Annotated in this window: 22 protein-coding genes; 16 read left to right on the top strand and 6 right to left on the bottom strand. The window is 67.9% G+C overall.

Going from position 1 to position 19,943, the window contains the following annotated elements:
* Positions 1–19 precede the first annotated feature (19 nt).
* Positions 20–499, top strand: a complete 480-nt coding sequence (locus EV650_RS20065; protein WP_166678222.1) for a MarR family winged helix-turn-helix transcriptional regulator — start codon at positions 20–22, stop codon at positions 497–499.
* On the top strand, positions 492–974 hold the full coding sequence (locus tag EV650_RS20060) for a methyltransferase family protein (protein WP_134120580.1): 483 nt from the start codon (positions 492–494) through the stop codon (positions 972–974). Before EV650_RS20065 ends, EV650_RS20060 begins: the two co-directional genes overlap by 8 nt.
* Here EV650_RS20060 and EV650_RS20055 read toward each other — a convergent pair.
* Positions 937–1,476: a hypothetical protein gene (locus EV650_RS20055; RefSeq protein WP_134120579.1), complete on the bottom strand. Its 540-nt coding sequence runs from the start codon at positions 1,474–1,476 to the stop codon at positions 937–939. The genes EV650_RS20060 and EV650_RS20055 overlap by 38 nt on opposite strands.
* Before the next feature lie 91 nt (positions 1,477–1,567).
* On the opposite strand from EV650_RS20055, the gene EV650_RS20050 reads away from it, so the two are divergent.
* The 4 genes from EV650_RS20050 to EV650_RS20035 all read left to right on the top strand — a co-directional run bounded on the left by EV650_RS20050 (position 1,568) and on the right by EV650_RS20035 (position 5,182).
* Positions 1,568–2,563 carry an aldo/keto reductase gene (locus tag EV650_RS20050; RefSeq protein ID WP_134120578.1) on the top strand — a complete coding sequence of 332 codons (996 nt, stop codon included), beginning with the start codon at positions 1,568–1,570 and terminating at the stop codon, positions 2,561–2,563.
* 84 nt (positions 2,564–2,647) lie between these two features.
* Positions 2,648–3,253 carry a TetR/AcrR family transcriptional regulator gene (locus EV650_RS20045; protein WP_238174337.1) on the top strand — a complete coding sequence of 202 codons (606 nt, stop codon included), beginning with the start codon at positions 2,648–2,650 and terminating at the stop codon, positions 3,251–3,253.
* A 12-nt stretch (positions 3,254–3,265) separates the two neighbouring features.
* Positions 3,266–4,846 (top strand): MDR family MFS transporter, encoded by a 1,581-nt coding sequence (locus EV650_RS20040; RefSeq protein WP_134120576.1) that lies wholly within the window; start codon positions 3,266–3,268, stop codon positions 4,844–4,846.
* 36 nt (positions 4,847–4,882) lie between these two features.
* Positions 4,883–5,182 (top strand): thiamine-binding protein, encoded by a 300-nt coding sequence (locus EV650_RS20035; RefSeq protein ID WP_134120575.1) that lies wholly within the window; start codon positions 4,883–4,885, stop codon positions 5,180–5,182.
* Here the strand turns inward: EV650_RS20035 and EV650_RS20030 are convergent.
* A complete protein-coding gene (locus tag EV650_RS20030; RefSeq protein ID WP_134120574.1) occupies positions 5,171–5,911 on the bottom strand; it encodes an SDR family oxidoreductase in 741 nt (246 codons plus the stop codon). The two genes, EV650_RS20035 and EV650_RS20030, sit on opposite strands and share 12 nt — an antisense overlap.
* A 99-nt stretch (positions 5,912–6,010) precedes the next feature.
* On the opposite strand from EV650_RS20030, the gene EV650_RS20025 reads away from it, so the two are divergent.
* From EV650_RS20025 to EV650_RS20005, 5 genes are all read left to right on the top strand, one after another.
* The gene (locus EV650_RS20025) at positions 6,011–6,877 is read left to right on the top strand and encodes a helix-turn-helix transcriptional regulator (protein WP_134120573.1); all 867 of its coding nucleotides are present in this window, start codon (positions 6,011–6,013) and stop codon (positions 6,875–6,877) included.
* A gap of 42 nt (positions 6,878–6,919) precedes the next feature.
* Entirely contained in the window at positions 6,920–8,191 is a 1,272-nt protein-coding gene (locus EV650_RS20020) for a ThuA domain-containing protein (protein WP_134120572.1), read from the top strand.
* A gap of 21 nt (positions 8,192–8,212) precedes the next feature.
* The gene (locus tag EV650_RS20015) at positions 8,213–9,283 is read left to right on the top strand and encodes a WD40/YVTN/BNR-like repeat-containing protein (protein WP_134120571.1); all 1,071 of its coding nucleotides are present in this window, start codon (positions 8,213–8,215) and stop codon (positions 9,281–9,283) included.
* Positions 9,284–9,346: 63 nt separating this feature from the next.
* Positions 9,347–10,159: an endonuclease/exonuclease/phosphatase family protein gene (locus tag EV650_RS20010; protein WP_134120570.1), complete on the top strand. Its 813-nt coding sequence runs from the start codon at positions 9,347–9,349 to the stop codon at positions 10,157–10,159.
* 245 nt (positions 10,160–10,404) lie between these two features.
* Positions 10,405–11,817: a C40 family peptidase gene (locus EV650_RS20005; protein ID WP_134120569.1), complete on the top strand. Its 1,413-nt coding sequence runs from the start codon at positions 10,405–10,407 to the stop codon at positions 11,815–11,817.
* A gap of 9 nt (positions 11,818–11,826) precedes the next feature.
* Here the strand turns inward: EV650_RS20005 and EV650_RS20000 are convergent, their stop codons facing one another.
* Genes EV650_RS20000 through EV650_RS19990 form a run of 3 tightly spaced genes read right to left on the bottom strand, consistent with a single transcriptional unit; the run spans position 11,827 to position 14,447 of the window.
* Entirely contained in the window at positions 11,827–12,534 is a 708-nt protein-coding gene (locus EV650_RS20000) for an SDR family oxidoreductase (RefSeq protein ID WP_202874775.1), read from the bottom strand.
* Between the two features lie 46 nt (positions 12,535–12,580).
* Positions 12,581–13,471, bottom strand: coding sequence for a LysR family transcriptional regulator (locus EV650_RS19995; protein WP_134120567.1), 891 nt, complete (start codon positions 13,469–13,471; stop codon positions 12,581–12,583).
* Between the two features lie 13 nt (positions 13,472–13,484).
* Positions 13,485–14,447: a quinone oxidoreductase family protein gene (locus tag EV650_RS19990; RefSeq protein ID WP_134120566.1), complete on the bottom strand. Its 963-nt coding sequence runs from the start codon at positions 14,445–14,447 to the stop codon at positions 13,485–13,487.
* Between the two features lie 87 nt (positions 14,448–14,534).
* Between EV650_RS19990 and EV650_RS19985 the strand changes: the two genes are divergently transcribed.
* Entirely contained in the window at positions 14,535–14,966 is a 432-nt protein-coding gene (locus EV650_RS19985) for a MarR family winged helix-turn-helix transcriptional regulator (protein ID WP_134120565.1), read from the top strand.
* A 294-nt stretch (positions 14,967–15,260) separates the two neighbouring features.
* On the opposite strand, the gene EV650_RS19980 is transcribed toward EV650_RS19985, so the two are convergent.
* Positions 15,261–15,749, bottom strand: a complete 489-nt coding sequence (locus EV650_RS19980; protein WP_134120564.1) for an inorganic diphosphatase — start codon at positions 15,747–15,749, stop codon at positions 15,261–15,263.
* Between the two features lie 50 nt (positions 15,750–15,799).
* Between EV650_RS19980 and dacB the strand changes: the two genes are divergently transcribed.
* The 4 genes from dacB to hpt are packed head-to-tail and all read left to right on the top strand — an operon-like array spanning position 15,800 to position 19,863.
* Positions 15,800–17,149, top strand: coding sequence for a D-alanyl-D-alanine carboxypeptidase/D-alanyl-D-alanine endopeptidase (gene dacB / locus EV650_RS19975; protein WP_134120563.1), 1,350 nt, complete (start codon positions 15,800–15,802; stop codon positions 17,147–17,149).
* Positions 17,150–17,188: 39 nt separating this feature from the next.
* Positions 17,189–18,283, top strand: a complete 1,095-nt coding sequence (locus tag EV650_RS19970; protein ID WP_134120562.1) for a zinc-dependent metalloprotease — start codon at positions 17,189–17,191, stop codon at positions 18,281–18,283.
* The gene (gene tilS / locus EV650_RS19965) at positions 18,255–19,307 is read left to right on the top strand and encodes a tRNA lysidine(34) synthetase TilS (protein ID WP_134120561.1); all 1,053 of its coding nucleotides are present in this window, start codon (positions 18,255–18,257) and stop codon (positions 19,305–19,307) included. The genes EV650_RS19970 and tilS overlap by 29 nt, the downstream gene beginning before the upstream one ends.
* A 4-nt stretch (positions 19,308–19,311) precedes the next feature.
* On the top strand, positions 19,312–19,863 hold the full coding sequence (gene hpt / locus EV650_RS19960) for a hypoxanthine phosphoribosyltransferase (RefSeq protein ID WP_134120560.1): 552 nt from the start codon (positions 19,312–19,314) through the stop codon (positions 19,861–19,863).
* Positions 19,864–19,943: the final 80 nt, after the last annotated feature.

Genomic DNA, 19,943 nt, shown 5'->3' with positions numbered 1-19,943 from the left:
GATAGGTAATATATTGCCTATGTCGCCACGGAACAAGAGCGAGAAGCTGTTCGGGATCGGCGCGGGTTCGGAGCTGGCGCCGTCGATCCGGGCGTTCCGGACGACGCTGATGCTCGCGCAGAAGCTGCGCAACGAGATGGACGAGCGGCTGCGCACCGACGGGCTCACCACCCAGCAGGCCGCGTTGATCACCGTCGTCAAGGCGATGGGGAAGCCGTCCCTGGCCGAGGCTGCGGCCGCGCTGGGCAGCACGCATCAGAACGTCGCGCAGATCGTCGCGGCCCTGCAGCGCAAGGAGTTGCTGCAGGTCGAGCCGGATCCCACTGACCGCCGCCGAAAGTTGCTATCAGCAACGAATCACAGCGCGGCGTACTGGCGTGAGCGTGACGCGGGTGATTACGCCGCGGTGGCCGACTGGTTCGCAGACCTGAGCCCGGCCGAGCTCGAGACCTTCTGTGACCTGTCCGACCGCGTGATCGCGAGACTCGACCGTGCTTAAGGCAGTGCTGGGGAGTACGGCGTTCTTCTTCGCGGCGCCGTGTGTGGTCGGTGGGGTGCTCCCGTGGTGGGTGAGCGGGTGGGCGGCGCCGCGGTTCTGGCCGGGGTTCGTGCTCGTGGCGGCCGGGGCATTCGTCGTACTGCGGGCCTTTGTGCGCTTCGTGCGGGAAGGACGGGGGACGCCGGCGCCGATCGCGCCGACCGAGGAGCTGGTCGTGGGCGGCGACTACCGCTTCGTCCGCAACCCGATGTACGTCGGTGTGGTGACCGCGATCCTCGGCCAGGCGCTGGTCTTTCTCGACGCAGCAGTGCTGGCGTACGGCGTACTCGCATGGGCTGTGATGGCGTCGTTCGTGCGCTTCTACGAGGAGCCCGTACTGCGGGAGCGGTACGGCCGGCAGTACGAGGAGTACTGCCGAGCCGTCCCCGCGTGGGTGCCTAGAGCGCGCGGCCGTCGGAGTCGCGGAAAAGCGTGAGGGGAATCGGGCCGCGGTGGAGGATGTGCGGGATGTCGGCCCAGGGGAGCAGGCGCTCGGTGGCGTTCAGATTGCGGAGCCGATGCAGCGCCTGCGCCGACGGTGTGGACAGCGCGGCCGCGGCCTCCGGGCTGAACGCGATGAAGTCCTCGGCCGGCTGCGGGCGGAACTGCGGGTCGTAGCGCTTGAGCAGGATGCAGGTACGGCGTGGATCGAGCAGGTCGGCGTCGACGGTCCAGTAGTCGAGCGCCCCCGGCCCGATCCGGCCGGACTCGCGGATGGCGTCGAAGATCGGGGCCGGGTGGACCGGTGACAGGAAGACGACATCGGTCCAGGTGCAGTCGAGCGGGTACACCGGATTGGTCATCGCCTGCGGGCGACCGACGTACTTGGCGGCCTCACGTTCGTAGAGATCGGGATGCTGTTCGCGGAGCAGGTTGAGTGGGAGAACGGCGGCGCCGCGGAGGTTCTTGATGGCGGCCCGGTAAAGAAGTGTCGGCATACAAGAAAGCCTCCGAGCGCGTAAATCCGCTTCGGAGGCTCCTTATATTTTATCGGATGAATGGGCCACCCGTGCCGTGTACTTTGACGCCATGGACAAGCGCTTTCTCGGTCGGACCGGGCTGGAAGTCAGCGAACTGTGCCTCGGCACGATGACCTTCGGCAGTGAGACCGACGAGTCGACCGGTCACCGGATCCTGGACGAGTTCGTCGCCGCCGGCGGGACCATGATCGACACCGCCGACACGTACTCCGCCGGCGTCTCCGAGGAGATCATCGGCAGCTGGCTGAAGACCCAGAATCGCGACGACCTGGTGATCGCCACCAAGGTGTACGGCGAAGCCGGGCCCGGACTGCCGGTCCGCGGAGCCGGGCGCAAGCACATCATGGCCGGCGTCGAGGACAGCCTGCGACGGCTGCAGACCGACTTCATCGACCTGTACCAGATTCACGTCTACGACGACGCGACGCCGCTGGAAGAGACGCTGACCACCCTCGACACCTTGGTGACCAGCGGAAAGGTCCGCTTCATCGGCGCGAGCAACCTGACCGGCTGGCAACTGCAGAAGGCGATCGACCTCTCCCGCCACCGCGGCCTCGAGCCGTACGTCTGCCTGCAGCCGCTCTACAACCTGCTCGACCGCGACGCCGAGCTCGACCTGATCCCGGTCAGCCGGAACGAGGGTGTCGGCGTGATCGCCTGGAGCCCGCTGGCCGGTGGATGGCTGTCCGGCAAGTACCGCAAAGACCAGGGCGGTCCGCCGGCCGGATCGCGTTCGAACCAGGCGGACTGGGATGCCCACGACAACGACCGGACCTGGCGAGTGCTCGACGCGCTCCAGACGGTCGCGGGCGAGGTCGGTAAGACGCCGGCCCAGGTCGCGCTCCGCTGGGTGATGCAGCGCCCGGGCCTGACCGCGCCGATCATCGGTGCACGGACCCCGGAGCAGCTCGCCGACAACCTGGGCGCGTCCGGCTGGAGCCTCGACGACGACCAGGTACGCCGGTTGACCGAGGCCGGCGACGCGCCGCTGCCGTACCCCCACAACATCCTGCGACTCCCGCAGTTCGTCCGTCGCGCTCAGTGACCGCACCGATGGAATTCTGCAGTCCTGCAAGATTTCATCGTTAATAGTTTGCAGTGAGTGCAAGAAGCTGCCTAGCCTGGTCTGGTGGGGGCAGAGGGTGGGTTGCGAGAGCGCAAGAAGCTGCAGACGCGGGCGGCGTTGGCCGACGCCGCGCTGCGGCTGGCGTTGGAGAAGGGTCCGGACCACGTCACGGTCGAGGAGATCGCCGAGGCGGCGGACGTCTCGGTGCGGACCTTCTTCAACTACTACTCGCACAAGGAGCACGCGATCCTCGGGCGCAATCCCGAGCACCTCGAGCGGGCGCTGGAGCGGATGCGGAGCGCGCCGGCCGAGGAGTCGCCGCTGACCACGATGTGGTTCGTCGTCCACGACGTACTGCGGGATCTGGAAAGCGAAGGCGAGCTGTCCCGGCGGGGTGAGCTGATCATGAGCTCCCCGGCCCTGCTGTACCAGCTGATGCTGTCGAGCATCGACGACGAGCGGCAGCTCACCGCTGCCCTCGCGGAGCGGCTCGGCGAACCCGTCGGCTCCACCCGGCCGGCGCTGATCGTGAGCGCGGCCGGCGCGGCCTGCCGGGTGGCGATGGAGCTGCACAAGACCGCTCCCGACCGGCCGATCCGCGAGCTCGTCGACGAAGGCTTCCAACTACTTGCCCAAGGCATCGATCCCGCCTTCGGGCCGAACAACTAAGAAAGGTCACACATGACGACGACCTCTTCGTCCACGCCCGAGTCGGCGCCGGGTGAGGTCACCGATACCTCGGTAGCAACACTGACGCCGAGGCAGACCATCCAGGCCATGTCCGGCCTGATGATGGGGCTGTTCGTGGCGATCCTGGCCGGCACCGTGGTGTCGACCGCGCTGCCCCGGATCATTCACGACCTGGGTGCGAGCCAGTCGTCGTACACCTGGGTCGTCACGCTCGAGCTGCTGACGATGACGGCCACCGTGCCGTTGTGGGGCAAGCTCGCCGACCTCTACAACAACAAGCTGCTGATCCAGCTGTCGCTGAGCTTCTTCGTGGTCGGCTCGCTGGTCGCCGGCTTCGCGCCGAACATCGAGGTGCTGCTCGGCAGCCGAGTCCTCCAGGGTCTCGGCGGCGGTGGTCTGACCGCGCTCGTCCAGATCGTGATGGCGGCGATCATCCCGCCGCGTGAGCTCGGCCGGTACTCCGGAATTTTCGGAGCGATCTTCGCGTCGGCGACCGTCGGCGGACCGCTGCTCGGTGGCTTCCTGGTCGACTCGCCGCTCGGCTGGCGGGCCTGCTTCCTGGTCGGCGTGCCGTTCGTGCTCGCGGCGATCGTGCTGCTGCAGCGGACGCTGAAGCTGCCGACTGTACGGCGACAAGTGAAGATCGACTGGTGGGGCGCGGTCCTGATCCTGGGCGGGGTCAGCACGTTGCTGGTCTGGTCCTCGTTCGCGGGCAACAAGTTCGACTGGGTCTCCGGCTGGAGCTTCGGCCTGATCGCGGTCGCACTGGTCGCGCTGCTCGCCGCGGTGCTGGTCGAGCGCCGGCACCCGGAGCCGATCATCCCGATGGACCTGTTCCGCAACCGCACGGTGACGCTGGCCATCATCGCCAGCGCGCTGGTCGGTGTGGCGATGTTCGGTGGCTCGGTGTTCCTGGCGCAGTACTTCCAGATCGCGCAGGGCTACTCGCCGACCAAGGCCGGCCTGATGAGTCTGCCGATGATCCTCGGCATGATGGTGGCGTCCACGATCGCCGGTGGCCTGATCACGAAGTACGGCAAGTGGAAGATCTACCTGGTCGTGGGCAGCATCCTGCTGCCGATCGGGCTGGCGCTGTTCGGCACGATCGACGCGCACACCTCGAAGTACATGCTGTGGGCGTTCATGGTCGTCCTCGGTGTCGGCATCGGCCTGGTGATGCAGAACCTGGTCCTCGCCGCGCAGAACGACGTACCGGCACGGGAGCTGGGCGCGGCCACCTCGGCGGTCAGCTTCTTCCGGAGCATGGGCGGCACGATCGGCGTCAGCGTGCTCGGCGCGATCCTGGCGAACAAGGTCACCGAGACGCTGAACCCGGGCGGAGCCTCGTCCGGCGGAAGCAGCACGGTGCCGAACATCGCGGACCTGCCGGAGGAGGCGCGGACGGTGGTGGAGAACGCGTACGGCGCGGCGACCGCTGACCTGTTCATGATGTCGGTGCCGTTCGCGGTACTCGCGCTGATCGCGGTCGTCTTCATCAAGGAGAAGGCCCTGCTGACGACCTCGGGCGCCGAGCGTCGCGCCAACGAGGCCGCCGTACAGGACGAGGTCTGACAGTAGTCCTGACAAGAGTGCTGGCAAGCTGGCCGCATGATCGTTGCAATCAGCATCAGCCCGGCCGGCAGTGACGAGACCGGAGGGGTGAGTGAGGCGGTGGCCGAGGCCGTCCGCGTCATTCGCGCCTCCGGTCTTCCCAACGAGACCAACGCGATGTTCACCAACATCGAGGGCGAGTGGGACGAGGTGATGGCCGTGGTCAAGCAGGCCGTCGACGTGGTCGCCGCCGTCTCGCCCCGGGTCAGCCTCGTCCTCAAGGCCGACATCCGCCCCGGCTACACCGGCCAGCTCACCGCCAAGGTCGAACGCATCGAGCAGGCGCTAGCCGACTGAGTTGAGCAGGCCGATCACCTGGTCGTAGCGGTTCTCGCGTTCGGCGTCGCGGAGGATGCGGACGCGGTCGACCAGGATCTCGTCGGCGTCGGGCTGCTGCTGGAGCAGGGTCATCGTCTCGTCGAGGTACTCGTCCAGCGGCATCGAGCGCTCGTCGTTCTCCTGGTTCATCAGCGTGGTCCGGACCGCGGGCGGGACCACTTCGATGACCTGGATCCCGGTGTCCGCGAGCTGGATCCGCAGGCTCTGCGTGTAGCTGTGGATCGCGGCCTTCGTGGCGCTGTACGTCGGTGTGATCGACAGCGGCACCGAGGCGAGACCGGACGAGACGGTCAGGATGACCGGATCGCTCTGCTTCAGCAGGTACGGCGTGAACGTCGCGACGGCCCGGATCGTCCCGAGCAGGTTGATCTCGATCGTCTGCTCGGCGGTCGGGAGATGACCGGGGTCGCGGAGGTCCTCGGGCTGCATGATGCCGGCCATCGTGACCAGCACATTGACGTCGTGCTTGCTGGTCACCTGGGCGAAAGCGGCCGCGATCGAATCCGGGTCGGCGACGTCGAGCGCGATGCCCTCGATACCGTCCTCGGCGGCGATCTTGTCGAGCAGGTCCTGGCGCCGGCCGCTGATGATCACGGTGTTGCCGAGGTCGCGGAACCGGCGGGCGAGCTCGAGGCCGATTCCCGACGTACCGCCGGTCATGAAGATCGTGTTGCCTGTTGTTCTCATGGCTCCAGCCTGCGGTCGGATGTCGTTGGCAACCAGGCCGCGTTCAGCCTGTGCCCGGCAAGCAGTGGTTAACCGCTGAAGTGCGTGGACACTGGAGTCATGGAGTACGCCGACCTGTCCGACTTCCTGCGCAAACGCCGGGAGGCCCTGCAGCCCGAGGACGTCGGGATGCCGCGCGGCCGACGACGCCGTACGCCGGGACTCCGCCGCGAGGAGGTCGCCGCGCTGGCGTCGATGTCGGCCGACTACTACAGCCGGCTCGAAGGCGGCCGGGGTCCGCAACCGTCGGTCGAGATGCTCGGCGCGATCGCCCGCGCGCTCCGGATGACGCTGGAGGAGCGCGACCACCTGTTCCTGCTGGCCGGTCACGGTACGCCGCCGCGCACCACGCGGGCGTGCCACGTCGACCCGGGCATGCTGCGGATCCTGGACCGGTTGCACGACACCCCGGCGATGCTGCTCAACCGGTTCGGTGAGGTGCTCGCGCAGACGCCGGCGCACGTCGCGTTCGCCGGTGAGCTGACCAATTTCGAAGGTATGGAGCGCAGCGAGATCTACCGCTGGTTCGCGCACCCGGAGTCCCGCGCGCTCTACGCGGAGCCCGAGCTCAGCAGGCACAGCCGGCTGCAGGTCTCGATCCTGCGCACGGTCGCCACCATCGACGGGCGCAAGTCGTACGCCGCCTCGATCGTGCGGGCGTTGCAGAAGCTGAGCCCGGAGTTCAGCGCGATCTGGGACGCGCACGAGGTCGTGCCGGCGCACAGCCGGACCAAGCGGTTCCGGCATCCGGTGGTCGGCGACCTCGAGCTGTACTGCGAACTGATCGACAACCGGGACGGGCAGCAGACGCTGATCGTGTTCACCGCCGAACCGGGCAGCGAGAGCGCGGAGAAGTTGCGGTTGCTCAGCGTTCTGGGCAGTCAGGCGATGAACTCTGGACAGGGCTTTGATCGGGAGTTAATTTAAGTCCTGAAATTTCAGAAGGTCCTGACGGAAAGGTCCGCCCCCATGCTTTCCGATCGATTTCGCCTGCCCGCACTTCTGCTCGCCATCGTCCTGCTGATCAGCGGGCTCACCTCCACCGCGGTCGCGAAGGTTCAAGCGACCTTCAACGTGCTTGCGTTCTACAGCGGCACCTACGACGCCGCGCACATCGACTTCGAGAAGGAAGCGAACCAGCGCTTCCCGCAGTTCGGTGCGCAGAACGGGTTCTCCTACACCGCGACCAACAACTGGGATCAGTTGAACAACCTGACGGCCTCGCAGTACCAGGTCGTGATGTTCCTCGACGACTCGCCGCACAGCGATGCCCAGCGCAACGGGTTCCAGAACTACATGAACAACGGCGGAGCCTTCTTCGGCTTCCATGTCTCGGCGTACAACGACGAGAGCGGCGGCTGGCCGTGGTTCAACAACACGCTGCTCGGCACCGGCCGGTTCGTCTCGAACACCTGGGGACCGAGCGCGGTCACGTTGAAGACCGAGAACCGTTCGCATCCGGCACTGGTCAACACCGCCGCGACGTTCCAGTCGTCGGTGAGTGAGTGGTACAGCTGGCAGAACGACCTGCGGCAGAACCCGAACATCCAGGTGCTGGCCTCGATCGACCCGTCGAGCTTCCCGGTCGGCAATCAGCAGGGCAACATCTGGACCTCCGGCTACTACCCGATCATCTGGACCAACAAGAACTACAAGGTGATCTACGCCAACTTCGGCCACAACGCGATGAACTACGAGACCAACACCCGGCTCTCGTCCACGTTCGACAGCCCGGCGCAGAACCAGTTCATGATGGACGCGTTGAAATGGCTGGGAGGCGCCGGTACGACGCCGCCGGTCGACCAGCCGTCGCCGACTTCGTGGTACACGGTCGCGAACAAGGCCAACGGAAAATGCGTCGACGCGCGCGCGGCCGGGGTCGCCAACGGGACCGTGATCCAGCAGTACAGCTGCAACGCCACACAGGCGCAGCAGTTCCAGTTCCAGCCGACGTCCGGCGGATTCACCCGGGTCAACAACCACAACGACGCCACCAAGGTGATCGACGTGACCGGGGTGTCCGCGGCCGACAACGCCGGCCTGCAGCTGTGGACGTACAGCAACGGCAACAACCAGCAATGGCAGGCGGTCTCCGAAGGCAGCGGCTACTTCCACCTCGTCAGCCGCTTCAGCAACAAGTGCCTGGCAGTCCCCGGAGGCTCGACCGCCGACAGCACGCAACTCGTCCAACTCACCTGCGACGGCAGCGGCTCCCAGTCGTTCCGGCTGACGGCGGTGTGAACTTGGGCTAGGTTGCCGCGCATGAGAATCCTGCGTGTGGCCGCTTGTGCGGCAGGAGGTCTGCTGTTGATGTCTCAGGTCATTCCAGCCCAGGCTCACGGCGGGTCGTCGTACCGCTGGGAGCTGACGCCGACCGGGAGTACGGCGCAGTTCCGCGGACTTGCGGCGGTCAGCAAGGACGTGGCCTGGGTTGGTGGGACCGCCGGGACTGTACTGAGGACGGTCGACGGTGGGAAGCACTGGCAGAACGTGAGCCCGGCCGGTGCGGAGGCGCTGCAGTTCCGAGACGTCGAGGCGTTCGACGCGAAGCGGGCGGTCGCGCTGTCGATCGGGAACGGCGAGGACTCCCGGGTCTACCGCACCGCCGACGGCGGCAAAAGCTGGACCGAGACGTTCCGGAACACCGACGCGAACGCGTTCTACGACTGCTTTGCGTTCAACGACGACAAGCATGGGCTGGCGATGAGCGACCCTGTCGACGGGAAGTTCCGGATCGCGGCGACGTCGGACGGCGGCAAGTCGTGGAAGGTGCAGCCGACCGACGGGATGCCGGCCGCGCTGACCGGTGAGTTCGGGTTCGCGGCGAGCGGGACCTGCCTGGTCGCCGGACCAGGGCGTACGGCGTGGTTCGCGACCGGCGGTGGCGATCGGCCGCGGGTGTTCCGGACGATCGACGGTGGCCGGCACTGGAAGGTCAGCGACTCGCCGATGGCCAGTGGTGAGGCCGCCGGAATCTTCAGCCTCGCCTTCCGGAACCCGCTGTTCGGCGTGGCGGTCGGTGGCGACTTCGAGAAGCCGACCGAGGCGGTGCAGGCAGCTTCGATCACGTACGACGGTGGTCGCACCTGGAAGCTGGTCCCGGCCGATAAGGCGCCGAAGGGCTATCGGAGTGGGTCGCACTTCGTGCCGTGGTCACCGTCGACCGTTCTCGCGGTCGGTCCGTCCGGGAGTGACGTGAGCGTCGACGGTGGTCGCAGCTGGAAGCAGTTCTACGACGGCAGCTTCGACAGCGTCGAGTGCGCCGGGCACGGCTTCCAGGCGGGCTGCTGGGCCTCCGGCGCGAATGGTGCAGTCGGGCGCTTGATGCACTGACGTTCAGACCGGCGACACTCGCTCGTTGTGCGCGTGTCGCCGGTTTCCCGGAAAGATGGGTGCATGCGTAAATTGCTAACCGCCCTGGTCGGAGTCCTGATGGTGGTGCCGACCGTTGCTGCGGCCCAGCCCGATGGCGGCCGGCCGGCGCGACCGCTGACCGTGATGACGTACAACATCCACCACGGCGCGGGGATCGACGGAGTCCTCGATCTCGAGCGAATCGCCGTACTGATCGAGCAGTCCAAGGCCGACGTGATCGGGCTGCAGGAAGTCGATCGGCACTGGGACGTGCGGAGCAACTGGGTCGACCAGCCGGCCTGGTTCGCGCAGCGGCTCAAGATGCACTACGCGTACGCCGCCAACCTCGACCTCCCGCCCGTCAACCCGGGGGAGCCGCGGCGCCAGTACGGGACCGCGATCCTGTCGAAGTACCCGATCAAGGACTTCAAGAACACCCTCCTGCCGCTCTACCCGACCGGTGAGCAGCGGGGTCTGGCGGTCGCGAAGATCAAGGTCCGTGGGGCCGACCTACGGTTCGCGAACACGCACCTGACCAGCAACAACAACGCCGAGCGGCTTGAGCAGGCGCAGAAGGTGGTCGAGCTGCTCGGCAAGTCGAAGACGCCCACTCTGCTCGTCGGCGACCTGAACGCGACGCCGGAAGCGCCGGAGATCAAGACGCTGACCGCGGTGTACGACGACACCTGGACCGAGGTCGGGGTTGGTCCCGGCTACACGATCGAGGCGGGCAACCCGACCAAGCGGATCGACTTCCAGCTGCACAGCGACGGGCTTCAGCCGACCAAGGCCGCCGTACCTGTGACACCGGCGTCTGACCATCTTCCGGTGGTTGCGTCGTTCTTGCTGCGCTGACCTAGTTCGTCCACAGCACCCCTCCGGCTTCGGTCGGAGGGGTGTTTTTGTGCGCCGACCTGCGGCTTCGCGGAATTACAAGCTTGTAGTTTGTCAAGTCGACACACGGGTGAAACAAAGTTACTTGTGTGAAGAGTGTTCCCAATGGGGCTGTAGGCAACTAGTGTCACGTATGTGGTCCAGGAGGACCAAAAGCTCACGAACCCTGGGGAAGGGGTTCGTGACCGGCGGAAGGAACGATCCCGATGCGGACCCCCTCGAGGGCTACGTCCGGCGGGCGGGTCGGGAGCACTGGGAAGACCGGTCGGGCAGGCAAAGCACTGCTCTCCGGGGTGCTCGCGATCTGTCTGGCCGGCTCGATGGCCATCCAGCCCCTTGCGGCCGACGCGGCCAAGCCGAAGCCGCCGGTGATTCCGTCCAAGGCCGCCGTCGAGCGGGCCAAGCAGGCGGCCGCCTCGAAGGCCGGCCAGGTCGCCGCGATCGAGCGCCAGCTGGCCGCGGCGAACGCGCGGCTCGAGCAGCTCGGCATCCAGTCCGGCATTGCCGACGAGGCCTACAACGGCGCCATCTACCGGCTGCAGCAGGCCAAGGCCGAGGCGGCCGCAGCTGCCGCCCGGGCAGCTGAGGCGCAGAAGACGCTGGCCACGCAGCGGCAGCAGATCGGCCGCTTCGCCGCCGCGTCGTACCAGGGTGGTGGCGACGTGGCGAAGATCGCGCCGCTGTTCACCGCTGACGGTCCGCAGGACCTGCTCGACTCGGCCGGGGCCGCGCACTCGGTGTCGGCCGCGATGCAGGGTTCGTACCTGCGGTTCTCGGCGACCCAGGTGATGACGAACCTGTTCAAGGTGCAGGCTGACCAGGCGGTTGTGAAGGTGAAGAAGGCGACCGATGAGGCCGCCGCGGCGAAGAAGGCCGCCGAGGATGCGGAGGCCGCGCAGGCGGCAGCCGTGACCGCGATCGGCGTCCAGCGGAAGCAGTCGATCGCACAGCTCGCCGTACTGCAGAGCGTGTCTGTGCAGGTCGCCGCCCAGCGGCAGCGAGGGCTCGAGGAGCTTGCGCGACAACGAGCCGCCGCGATCGCCGCGAAGAAAGCCGCCGAGCTGAAGCGCAAGATCGCCGCCCGGGAGGCCGCCGAGCGGCGCGCCGAGGCGGCCGAGCGGGCCCGCGAGGCGAAGGAAGCGCGGGAGGAAGCGAAGAAGAACCACGGCAAGAAGCCGGCGAAGCACAAGCCTTCCTCGCCGGGGCGCAACGACGACAACGGTGACAACGGTGGCGGTCACAGCTCGGGCGGCGGTGACGCGCGGGACGCGATCAACTTCGCGCTGCGGCAGCTCGGCGATATGTACCTGTGGGGTGCCACCGGGCCGTCGCGGTGGGACTGCTCCGGCCTGGTGATGGGTGCCTGGGAGCGGGCCGGGGTCCAACTGCCGCACTACAGCGCGGCGCAGTACGAGCAGATCCAGCACATCAACGAGGACGACCTGCGGCCCGGCGACCTGATCTTCTGGGCCACCAACCCGAACGACCCGGCCACCATCCACCACGTCGCCATGTACATCGGCAACGGGCAGATGGTGCACGCGCCCCGAACCGGCAAGCCGGTGCAGATCTCCAGCGTCTACTACTGGATCGCGCCGAACTTCTTCGGCCGTCCGTAGCTGTCCCTTCTAGACCAGCCGGTGTCCGCCGTCGGCATGTAGAACGGTGCCGGTGATGAAACCATTACGCAGCAAGGCGATGATCGCGGCGGCGATGTCCTGGGTCCGTCCGATCCGGCCGGCCGGGAGACGGGCCGCCATCGCGGCCAGGGTCGCGGCCGCGGCATCGCCGGCCACGTCCTGCCAGATCGTGGTGTCGACCCAGCCGGGTGACACCACGTTGACCCGGATCGGCGCGAGCTCGACCGCGAGCGCCGCGGCGAGCGAGGCCAGCGCGCCGTTGAGTGCCGCGAGCAACGACGCGCGCGGTCCCGGGCGGTACGCCGCGATGCCCGAGGTGAACACAATCGAGCCGCCGGGTTCGAGCATGGACGCGCCGTGTTTGGCGAGCAGCAACGGGCCGAACAACTTGGAGTCGACCGCCGAGCGCGCCGCGTTCACGTCGTACTCGCTGATCGGCTGGTAGGCACCGCCGACGTCGGCAGCCGTGGTGACGATGTGGTTCACCTTGCCGGTGGTCGCGAAGAGCCGCTCGATGTCTTCCTCGACTCCGATGTCCATGGCAACGGTCTGTACGCCGAGTTCCCGCCGTACTGCGTCGAGCTTGTCAGGCGACCGGCCGGCGACCGTCACTTCGCTGCCCTGGGCAACAAGCTCCTCTGCGAGCGCTCGCCCCATCCCGGAACTTCCGCCCACGATCACTACATGTTCCTGCACCGAATCTCCTTCTGTGGTTGACATTCCGAGCCAACCACCGGGAGCTTCAGTACTCCACGACTTGTTGCCTAACCACCGTTAGGCCAGGACTAACGGTCATTGCCTGGAGCACCGGGTTGTTCGAGTCGGTGGGCCAGACGGCGGCGTAGCGGGCGATCAGTGGGCGGCCTTGAAGGGGACGCCAGATGACGTCTGGGGTGGCGGCTCGGCGGGAGCCTAGGCTGAACGCGGAGCGGCGGACGAGGAGGGCCGAGCGGAGTTGCGAGTGGCTCATGCTGATGTCGCTCAGCCGTACGCCGGGGCCGATCCGGCGGAGGGTGTCGTCGTGGAACTCCGGCGCCGCGGCGCGTGGGATCCAGATCAGCTCGAGGCCGGTCAGGTCGTCGAGGGTGAGCTCGGGGTTCGCGGCGAGCGGGTGGGTAGCGGTCAGCAGGACGCCGAGTTCCTCGTCGGCGAGGTGTTCGGAAGTGATTGCTGGAGGCAACGTCAGGGGCGTGCGGACCAGGCCGAGGTCGATCTCGCCGGCGGTGAGCATTCGGAGTTGATCGGTGGTGGTTCCCGCCTCGAGGGTGACCGTGCTGTTCGGGAAGCGTTCGGTGGCGAGCTGTTCGAGGGCGGCGGGGAGCCAGCCGGGGATGCCGTTCAGCAGGCCGAGCCGGAGTACCGGTTCGTCCAGGCCGGCGGCCCGGCGCGTGTCCTTCAGCGCCAGGCCGGCCGCCTGGATGGTTTCCCGGGCGCGGGCCAGGAACACCCGGCCGGCCGGGGTCAGCTCGACGCCGCGGCTGTGCCGGATCAACAGGGTGGTCCCGACCTCGCGTTCGAGCTGCTTGATCTGCTGACTCAGGGTCGGGGTGGAGATGTAGAGGCGCTCCGCGGCCTTACCGAAATGGAGCTGCTCGGCGACACCCACGAAGTACCGCATCTGCCGAAGCTCCACCCGACGATTTTATTCACGGTATGGCGATCAGGCGGCCGAGGTTGCTGCGGGCGTCGAGGGTTTCGTGGATGCGGGCAACTTCGGTGAGCGGATAGGTGGTGTCGACGACCGGGCGGAGTTCGCCGGACTGCCAGCGGCGGGTGACCTCGGCGATGTCGGCGCGGGCCTCGTCCGGGCGAGCCTGCTGCCAGCCGTAGAGGGAGACGCCGGTGAGGTTCCGGAGTTGGAGGCCGAGCACCGGCACGGTCGGGACCTCGGTGGTGATGGCGCCGTACGAAACCATGGTGCCGAGTGGTTTGACCAGGTCGAGGCCCTGGGCGAAGACCGTGCCGCCGACCGCGTCCAGGACCGTGTCGACGCCGTCCGGGGCCAGGGCGCGGACCGCCGCCGGCCAGTCCGGGTCGGTGAGGTCGACGGGTTCGGCGCCGAGCTCCCGGATGAAGTCGAGTTTCTTCGGGCTGGACGCCGTACCGATGATCGTCTTGGCGTCGTAGAAGCGGGCCAGTTGGGTGGCGAGGTGGCCGATGGTGCCGGCCGCGGACTGGATCAGGACGGTGCCGCCGGCCGGGATGCGGCCGGACTCGAGCACCCGGAGGGCGAGCGGGGCGGTCAGCGACATCATCGTCGCTTCGCCCGCATCGGCGTCGTCGGGAATCGGGGCCAGGAAGCCGGCGTCCGCGACCGCGTAGTCGGCGAAGGCGTCGACGGTGAGCGCGGAGACGCGCTGGCCGACGGCGACGCCGGGCGGGGTGTCCGGGCCGAGCTTGACGATGCGGCCGACGACGTCACCGGTGAGCGTGCCGGGGAGCGGGCGGTCCCAGGGGGAGCCGCCGCGACGGAGGACCGCGTCGATCGCGTTCGCGCCGATCGCCTCGGCCTGGATCAGGACCTGGCCGGGGCCGGGTTCGGGTACGGCGACCTCTTCGAGCTGCAGGACATCGGGGCCGCCGTGACGGTGGAAGCGCACTGCGCGCATTGTGGGTGCTCCATATCGTGGGAGTTAGAAATAATGGGAGATGCCCACGATATAGGTACGGGTCGGCGTTGCCAATAGAGTGGCGGGGTGAAGAAGTCGGCGACGCATCGGCTGTCCGACCGGGTGCTGTGGGCGCTCGGGCGGGCGAACATGCAGTCCCAGCGGCTGGTTCGCCAGCACATGACGCAGGCCGGCATCCGGACCCAGCACTACCACGTGCTGGCCAGCCTCGCCGACGACGGCGCGGGCGCTCAGGCGACGCTGGCCGACCGCATCGGCCTCGACCGCAGCGACCTGGTGACGCTTCTGGACGAGCTGGAGGAGCTGAAATTCCTCGCCCGTCAGGTGGACCCCGCCGACCGCCGCCGGAAGATCGTCACCATCACCCCGGCCGGCGAGAAGCAGCTGGACTCGATGGACCAGCTCATCTACGCCGCCGAAGCAGACCTGCTGCAGCCACTGACGGCGACGGAGCGCAAGACCCTGCTAACTCTCCTCACCCGCCTCACCGGCGACTGAGCGTCCCCGCCATCTCAAGGGATGCCCGGATCTCCTGCTCGATCCGTGGGTGCTGGAGCATCGCGGCGTACCGCCAGGCCATCACAACCGCGTCCAGCCAGCGACGGCCCCGCCTGGCCGGCTCCCGCGCACGGCATTGTGATGGCGTGGACGTCCGCAGCCAGCCAACCCGCGAGGCGAGCCGGCCCGATCGCCGGCCGGTTCCGTGCGGATGGCGGGTTGTTTCACCGCTGGCGAGATACAACCCGCCAGCGGTCACATAACCCGCCAGCCGCCAGCCGCCGCCCGCCGGGGTTAGTGGCCTTCGGCCTTGAGGCGCTCGAAGGAGGCGCGGACCTCGGCCTCGGCGTCGGCGCGGCCGACCCAGCTGGCGCCTTCGACCGACTTGCCGGGCTCGAGGTCCTTGTAGACCTCGAAGAAGTGCTGGATCTCGAGCCGGTCGAACTCCGGCACGTGGTGGATGTCGCGCAGGTGCTCCTGCCGCGGGTCGCCGGCCGGGACGCAGAGGACCTTGTCGTCCGGCCCCTTCTCGTCGGTCATCCGGAACATGCCGATCGCCCGGGCCTTGATCAGGCAGCCGGGGAAGGTCGGCTCGGTCAGCAGCACGAGCGCGTCCAGCGGGTCGCCGTCCTGGCCGAGGGTGTCCTCGATGAATCCGTAGTCGGACGGGTACTGAGTGGCCGTGAACAGGGTGCGGTCCAGGCGCAGCCGGTTCGTCTTGTGGTCCAGCTCGTACTTGTTGCGGGTGCCCTTGGGGATCTCGATGAAGACGTCGAACTCCATACGGCAGATACTGTCACGGTTCCGACCGACCGAATGACAGGAGCAGCCCGGTGGCTCGACCTGCCCGTGCGGCATTCGTCACGCTGCTGACCACGGCTCTGTGTACCAGCCTGGTGAGCAGTGCGCGCGCCGTACCCGGATCAGTCCAGGCCACCGCCCAGCAGGCGCCCGCTGTCCTGGCTCCGGCAACGACCGAGGGTGCTGCCCCGACAGCGGCCGGTGTCGGCGCGGCGCTCGCCGCGATCCTCAAGGACCCGTCACTCGGTCCGCACCACGGTGTCTATGTGTACGACGCCTCGCGCGGCAAGCCGGTCTTCTCGGTCGGTGCCGCGACGCCGTACACCCCTGCCTCGACCATGAAGCTCCTGACCACGGTCTCGGCGCTGTCGACCCTGGGCGCGGAGCACACGTTCTCCACCAAGGTCGTGAGCGCCGGCAAGGGCTCGATCGTCCTGGTTGGTGGCGGCGACCCGCTGCTCGCGGTGAAGCAGGCTGCCGACTACCCGGCCCGCGCAACACTCCAGACGCTCGCGGCGAGTACTGCGAAGGCTCTGAAGGCGCAGGGCCTCAGCCGGGTCACCCTCGGGTACGACGCTTCTCTGTTCACCGGACCGGCAGTCAACACGCACTGGGAAGCCAACTACATACCGGAAGGCATCGCGGCGCCTACTTCGGCGCTGTGGGTGAACGAGGGCCGACTGTCACCAGGCATGGCCAAGCGAGCGACCTCTCCGGCGCAGGCCGCGGCCACGTCGTTCGGGAAGCTGCTGGGCACGTACGGGATCACGGTCGCTCCGACCGTCAAGCCTGCGGTCGCTTCGACTGCGGCCACTCCGCTGGCTCAGGTCAAGTCGCCGACTGTCGGCCAGATCATCGAGTACGTGAACCTGCACAGCGACAACGACGGTGCTGAGGTCCTCCTGCGACAGGTGGGTATCGCGACGGGCAACGGCGGTTCGTACGTGGGTGGGGTGAAGGGCGTCCGCGCCACGCTCACCAAGCTCGGTCTGGATGTCAGCAAGGCCACCATTTACGACGGGAGCGGTCTGACCCGGGCCAACAAGGTCCCGCTCGCGCTCCTCGCCGGTGCGGTCAAGGTGGCGTCCTCGAAGGACCATCCTGAGCTGCGGCGCCTGCTGACCAGCCTCCCGGTCGCCGGCTTCGACGGAAGCCTCAGGGAGCGTTTCACCACCGCAGGCACCGGCACGGGGACCGGACTGGTCCGTGCGAAGACCGGGACCCTCACGAGCGTGCACAGCCTTGCGGGGATGGCTCGGGACCGTACTGGAACGTTGCTGGTCTTTGCGATCGCCAGTGACAGCGTGCCTGTCCCGAAGACCCTGGATGCGCGCGCATCGCTGGACCGGGCTGCGGCCGCGCTGGCCAACTGCGGCTGCTGAAGTCCCCCGCTTGTTGGGACATAGCACTAGGGTCGTTGTATGAGTACGGCGGAAGGCGGGACCACGACCGAGATGGTCGACTGGCAGCTGGCGACCGGCGTGGCGCGGAAGCTGGTGCGCCCCGGCCCTGCGGTCAGCCGTGCGGAGGCGGACCAGGTGGTCGCCGAGCTGCGTCAGTTCGCAGCCGAGTCCGAGGGACACGTGCGCGAGTTCACCGGACTGCAGGCCACGTCGGCGACGGCACCGGTAGTGATCGTCGACCGGCCCGGCTGGGTCCAGGCGAACGCGGACGGCTTCCGGACCGTTCTGCAGCCGCTGGCGGACAAGCTGCGGGAGAAGGCGGACCGGACTGCCGGTCTGTCCTCGGCGGTCGGTTCCCGGGTGACCGGGATCGAGGCCGGCGCGCTGCTGGCGTTCCTGTCGTCGCGGGTGCTCGGTCAGTTCGACCCGTTCTACCCCGCGCAGCCGGACCCGGACCGCCCCGGTCTGACCGGTCGCCTGCTGCTGGTGGCTCCCAACGTGATGCAGGTGGAGTCCGAGCTGGGCGTCGTACCGCGGGACTTCCGGTTGTGGGTGTGTCTGCACGAGGAGACGCACCGGGTGCAGTTCACTGCGGTTCCTTGGCTGCGGGACCACCTGCGGTCGGAGATCGCGCTGTTCCTCGACCAGGCCGAGTTGGATGCATCGGCGTACGCCGCGATGTTCCGGGAGGCTGTGCAGCGGCTGGGGCAGTCGGTGCGTGGTGAGGCCGAGTTCAGCCTGGTGGACCTGATGCAGTCGCCGGAGCAGCGGGCGGTGCTGGACCGGCTGACCGCGGTCATGTCACTGCTGGAAGGTCATGCGGACTTTGTGATGGACGGGGTCGGGCCGTCGGTCATTCCGACCGTTGACGCCATCCGGTCCAAGTTCACGTCGCGACGGCAGAGCGGCAACCCGGTCGACCAGCTGCTGAAGCGGCTGCTCGGGCTGGACGCGAAGATGCGGCAGTACAAGGACGGTGCGGCGTTCGTACGTCGCGTGGTCGACCAGGTCGGCATGGAGGGCTTCAACCGGGTCTGGACCGGTCCGAACACGCTGCCGACCAAGAACGAGATCGCGAACCCGGATGCCTGGGTCTCCCGACTCCACGGCTGACCAGGCTGTGGAGGAGCTGGTCGAGCAGAGGCGCGGAAAGCTGCACCCGGCTGTCGCCCGGACCCGGGAGGCGGTGCGCACCACACTGTCCGAGCTGCCACACGGAACGACCGTCCTGGTCGCCTGTTCCGGTGGCACGGACTCGCTAGCTCTGGCCGCCGCTACCGCGTTCGAGGCGCCCAAGCTCGGCCTCCGCGCCGGCGCGGTCATCGTCGACCACGATCTGCAGCCTGACTCCGCTCACGTCGCCGAGACGGCCGCCAAGCAGTGCCGGACGCTAGGACTCGACCCTGTCCGGGTGTGGACCGTCACAGTCGGCACCGAGGGCGGTCCGGAGGGCGCTGCGCGCACAGCGAGGTACGACGCACTCCGGGACGCGGCCGATGAGCTCGGAGCGGACGTCGTACTGCTGGCCCACACCCGGGACGATCAGGCCGAGACTGTCCTACTCGGGCTTGGCAGGGGATCTGGGGCCCGATCACTCGCTGGGATGGCCTCGGCGGTCGGTCGGGTCCGGCGGCCCTTCCTGGAGGTACGCCGGGCTACTACAGCGGCGGCGTGTATCGCTTCGGGGCTCCGGCCGTGGCACGACCCGCACAACGACGATCCGCAGTACACGCGGGTCCGGGTGCGGCATGAGGTGCTGCCGGTGCTGGAAGAGGCGCTGGGGCCTGGCGTGGTCGAAGCACTGGCCCGTACGGCGGGATTGCTCAGAGCGGACGCGGATGCGCTCGACCAGCTCGCGGCGGACGTCGCGGAGACCGCACTGAGTCGGGCTGAGAGCGAGGTCCGCGGCGAAGTCGGCGTACTCACGGACGAGCCAACCGCGATCCGGACCCGGGTACTGCGTCAGGCCGCGCTGGAAGCCGGTTGCCGGGCCACCGACCTCACCGCAGGGCACGTGGCGGCCGTCGACGCGCTGGTGACCGACTGGCGCGGTCAGCGATGGATCGACCTTCCCCAGGGCGTCCGCGCGATCCGCCAGGGCGGATTCATCATCCTCGGGCCGAATGTGACAGGCTGACCGCGTGGATGCGGCGGACATCGAGAAGGACCTGGCGAAGATCCATTACACCGAGGATCAGATCCTCGCGAAGCTGCGAGAGCTGGCGGCGCGGATCGAGGCCGACTACGAGGGCAAGGACCTGTTGCTGGTCGGCGTCCTGCGCGGCGCGGTGATGGTGATGGCCGACCTGGCCCGGTCGTTCAGCCGGCACGTGGAGATGGACTGGATGGCCATCTCGTCGTACGGCTCGGGCACCAAGTCGTCCGGGGTGGTGCGGATCCAGAAGGACCTGGACACCGATATCACCAACCGGCACGTGCTGATCGTCGAGGACATCATCGACACCGGGCTCACGCTCAGCTGGCTGGTCAGCAACCTGGAGTCACGCAAGCCGGCCTCGCTCGAGCTGTGCACCGCGTTCGTGAAGCCCGACGCCGCCAAGATGCGGGTCCCGGTCAAGTACGTCGGCCTGGAGCTGCCGGACGAGTTCGTCGTCGGCTACGGTCTGGACTACGCGGAGAAGTACCGGAACCTGCGCTGCGTAGCCACCCTGGCGCCGCACGTCTACTCCTGAGACAGCCTTCAAGGCAGACTTTGGTGACGGCCTGTACAACAGGTCGTACTGCCCATTGGTGACCCTCGTGCTGTGTTGTC

Source organism: Kribbella kalugense (assembly GCF_004365875.1).
Lineage (GTDB): Bacteria > Actinomycetota > Actinomycetes > Propionibacteriales > Kribbellaceae > Kribbella > Kribbella kalugense.
The sequence above is the reverse complement of the archived record's forward strand: the minus strand, read 5'-3'. Positions and strand labels throughout refer to the sequence as shown.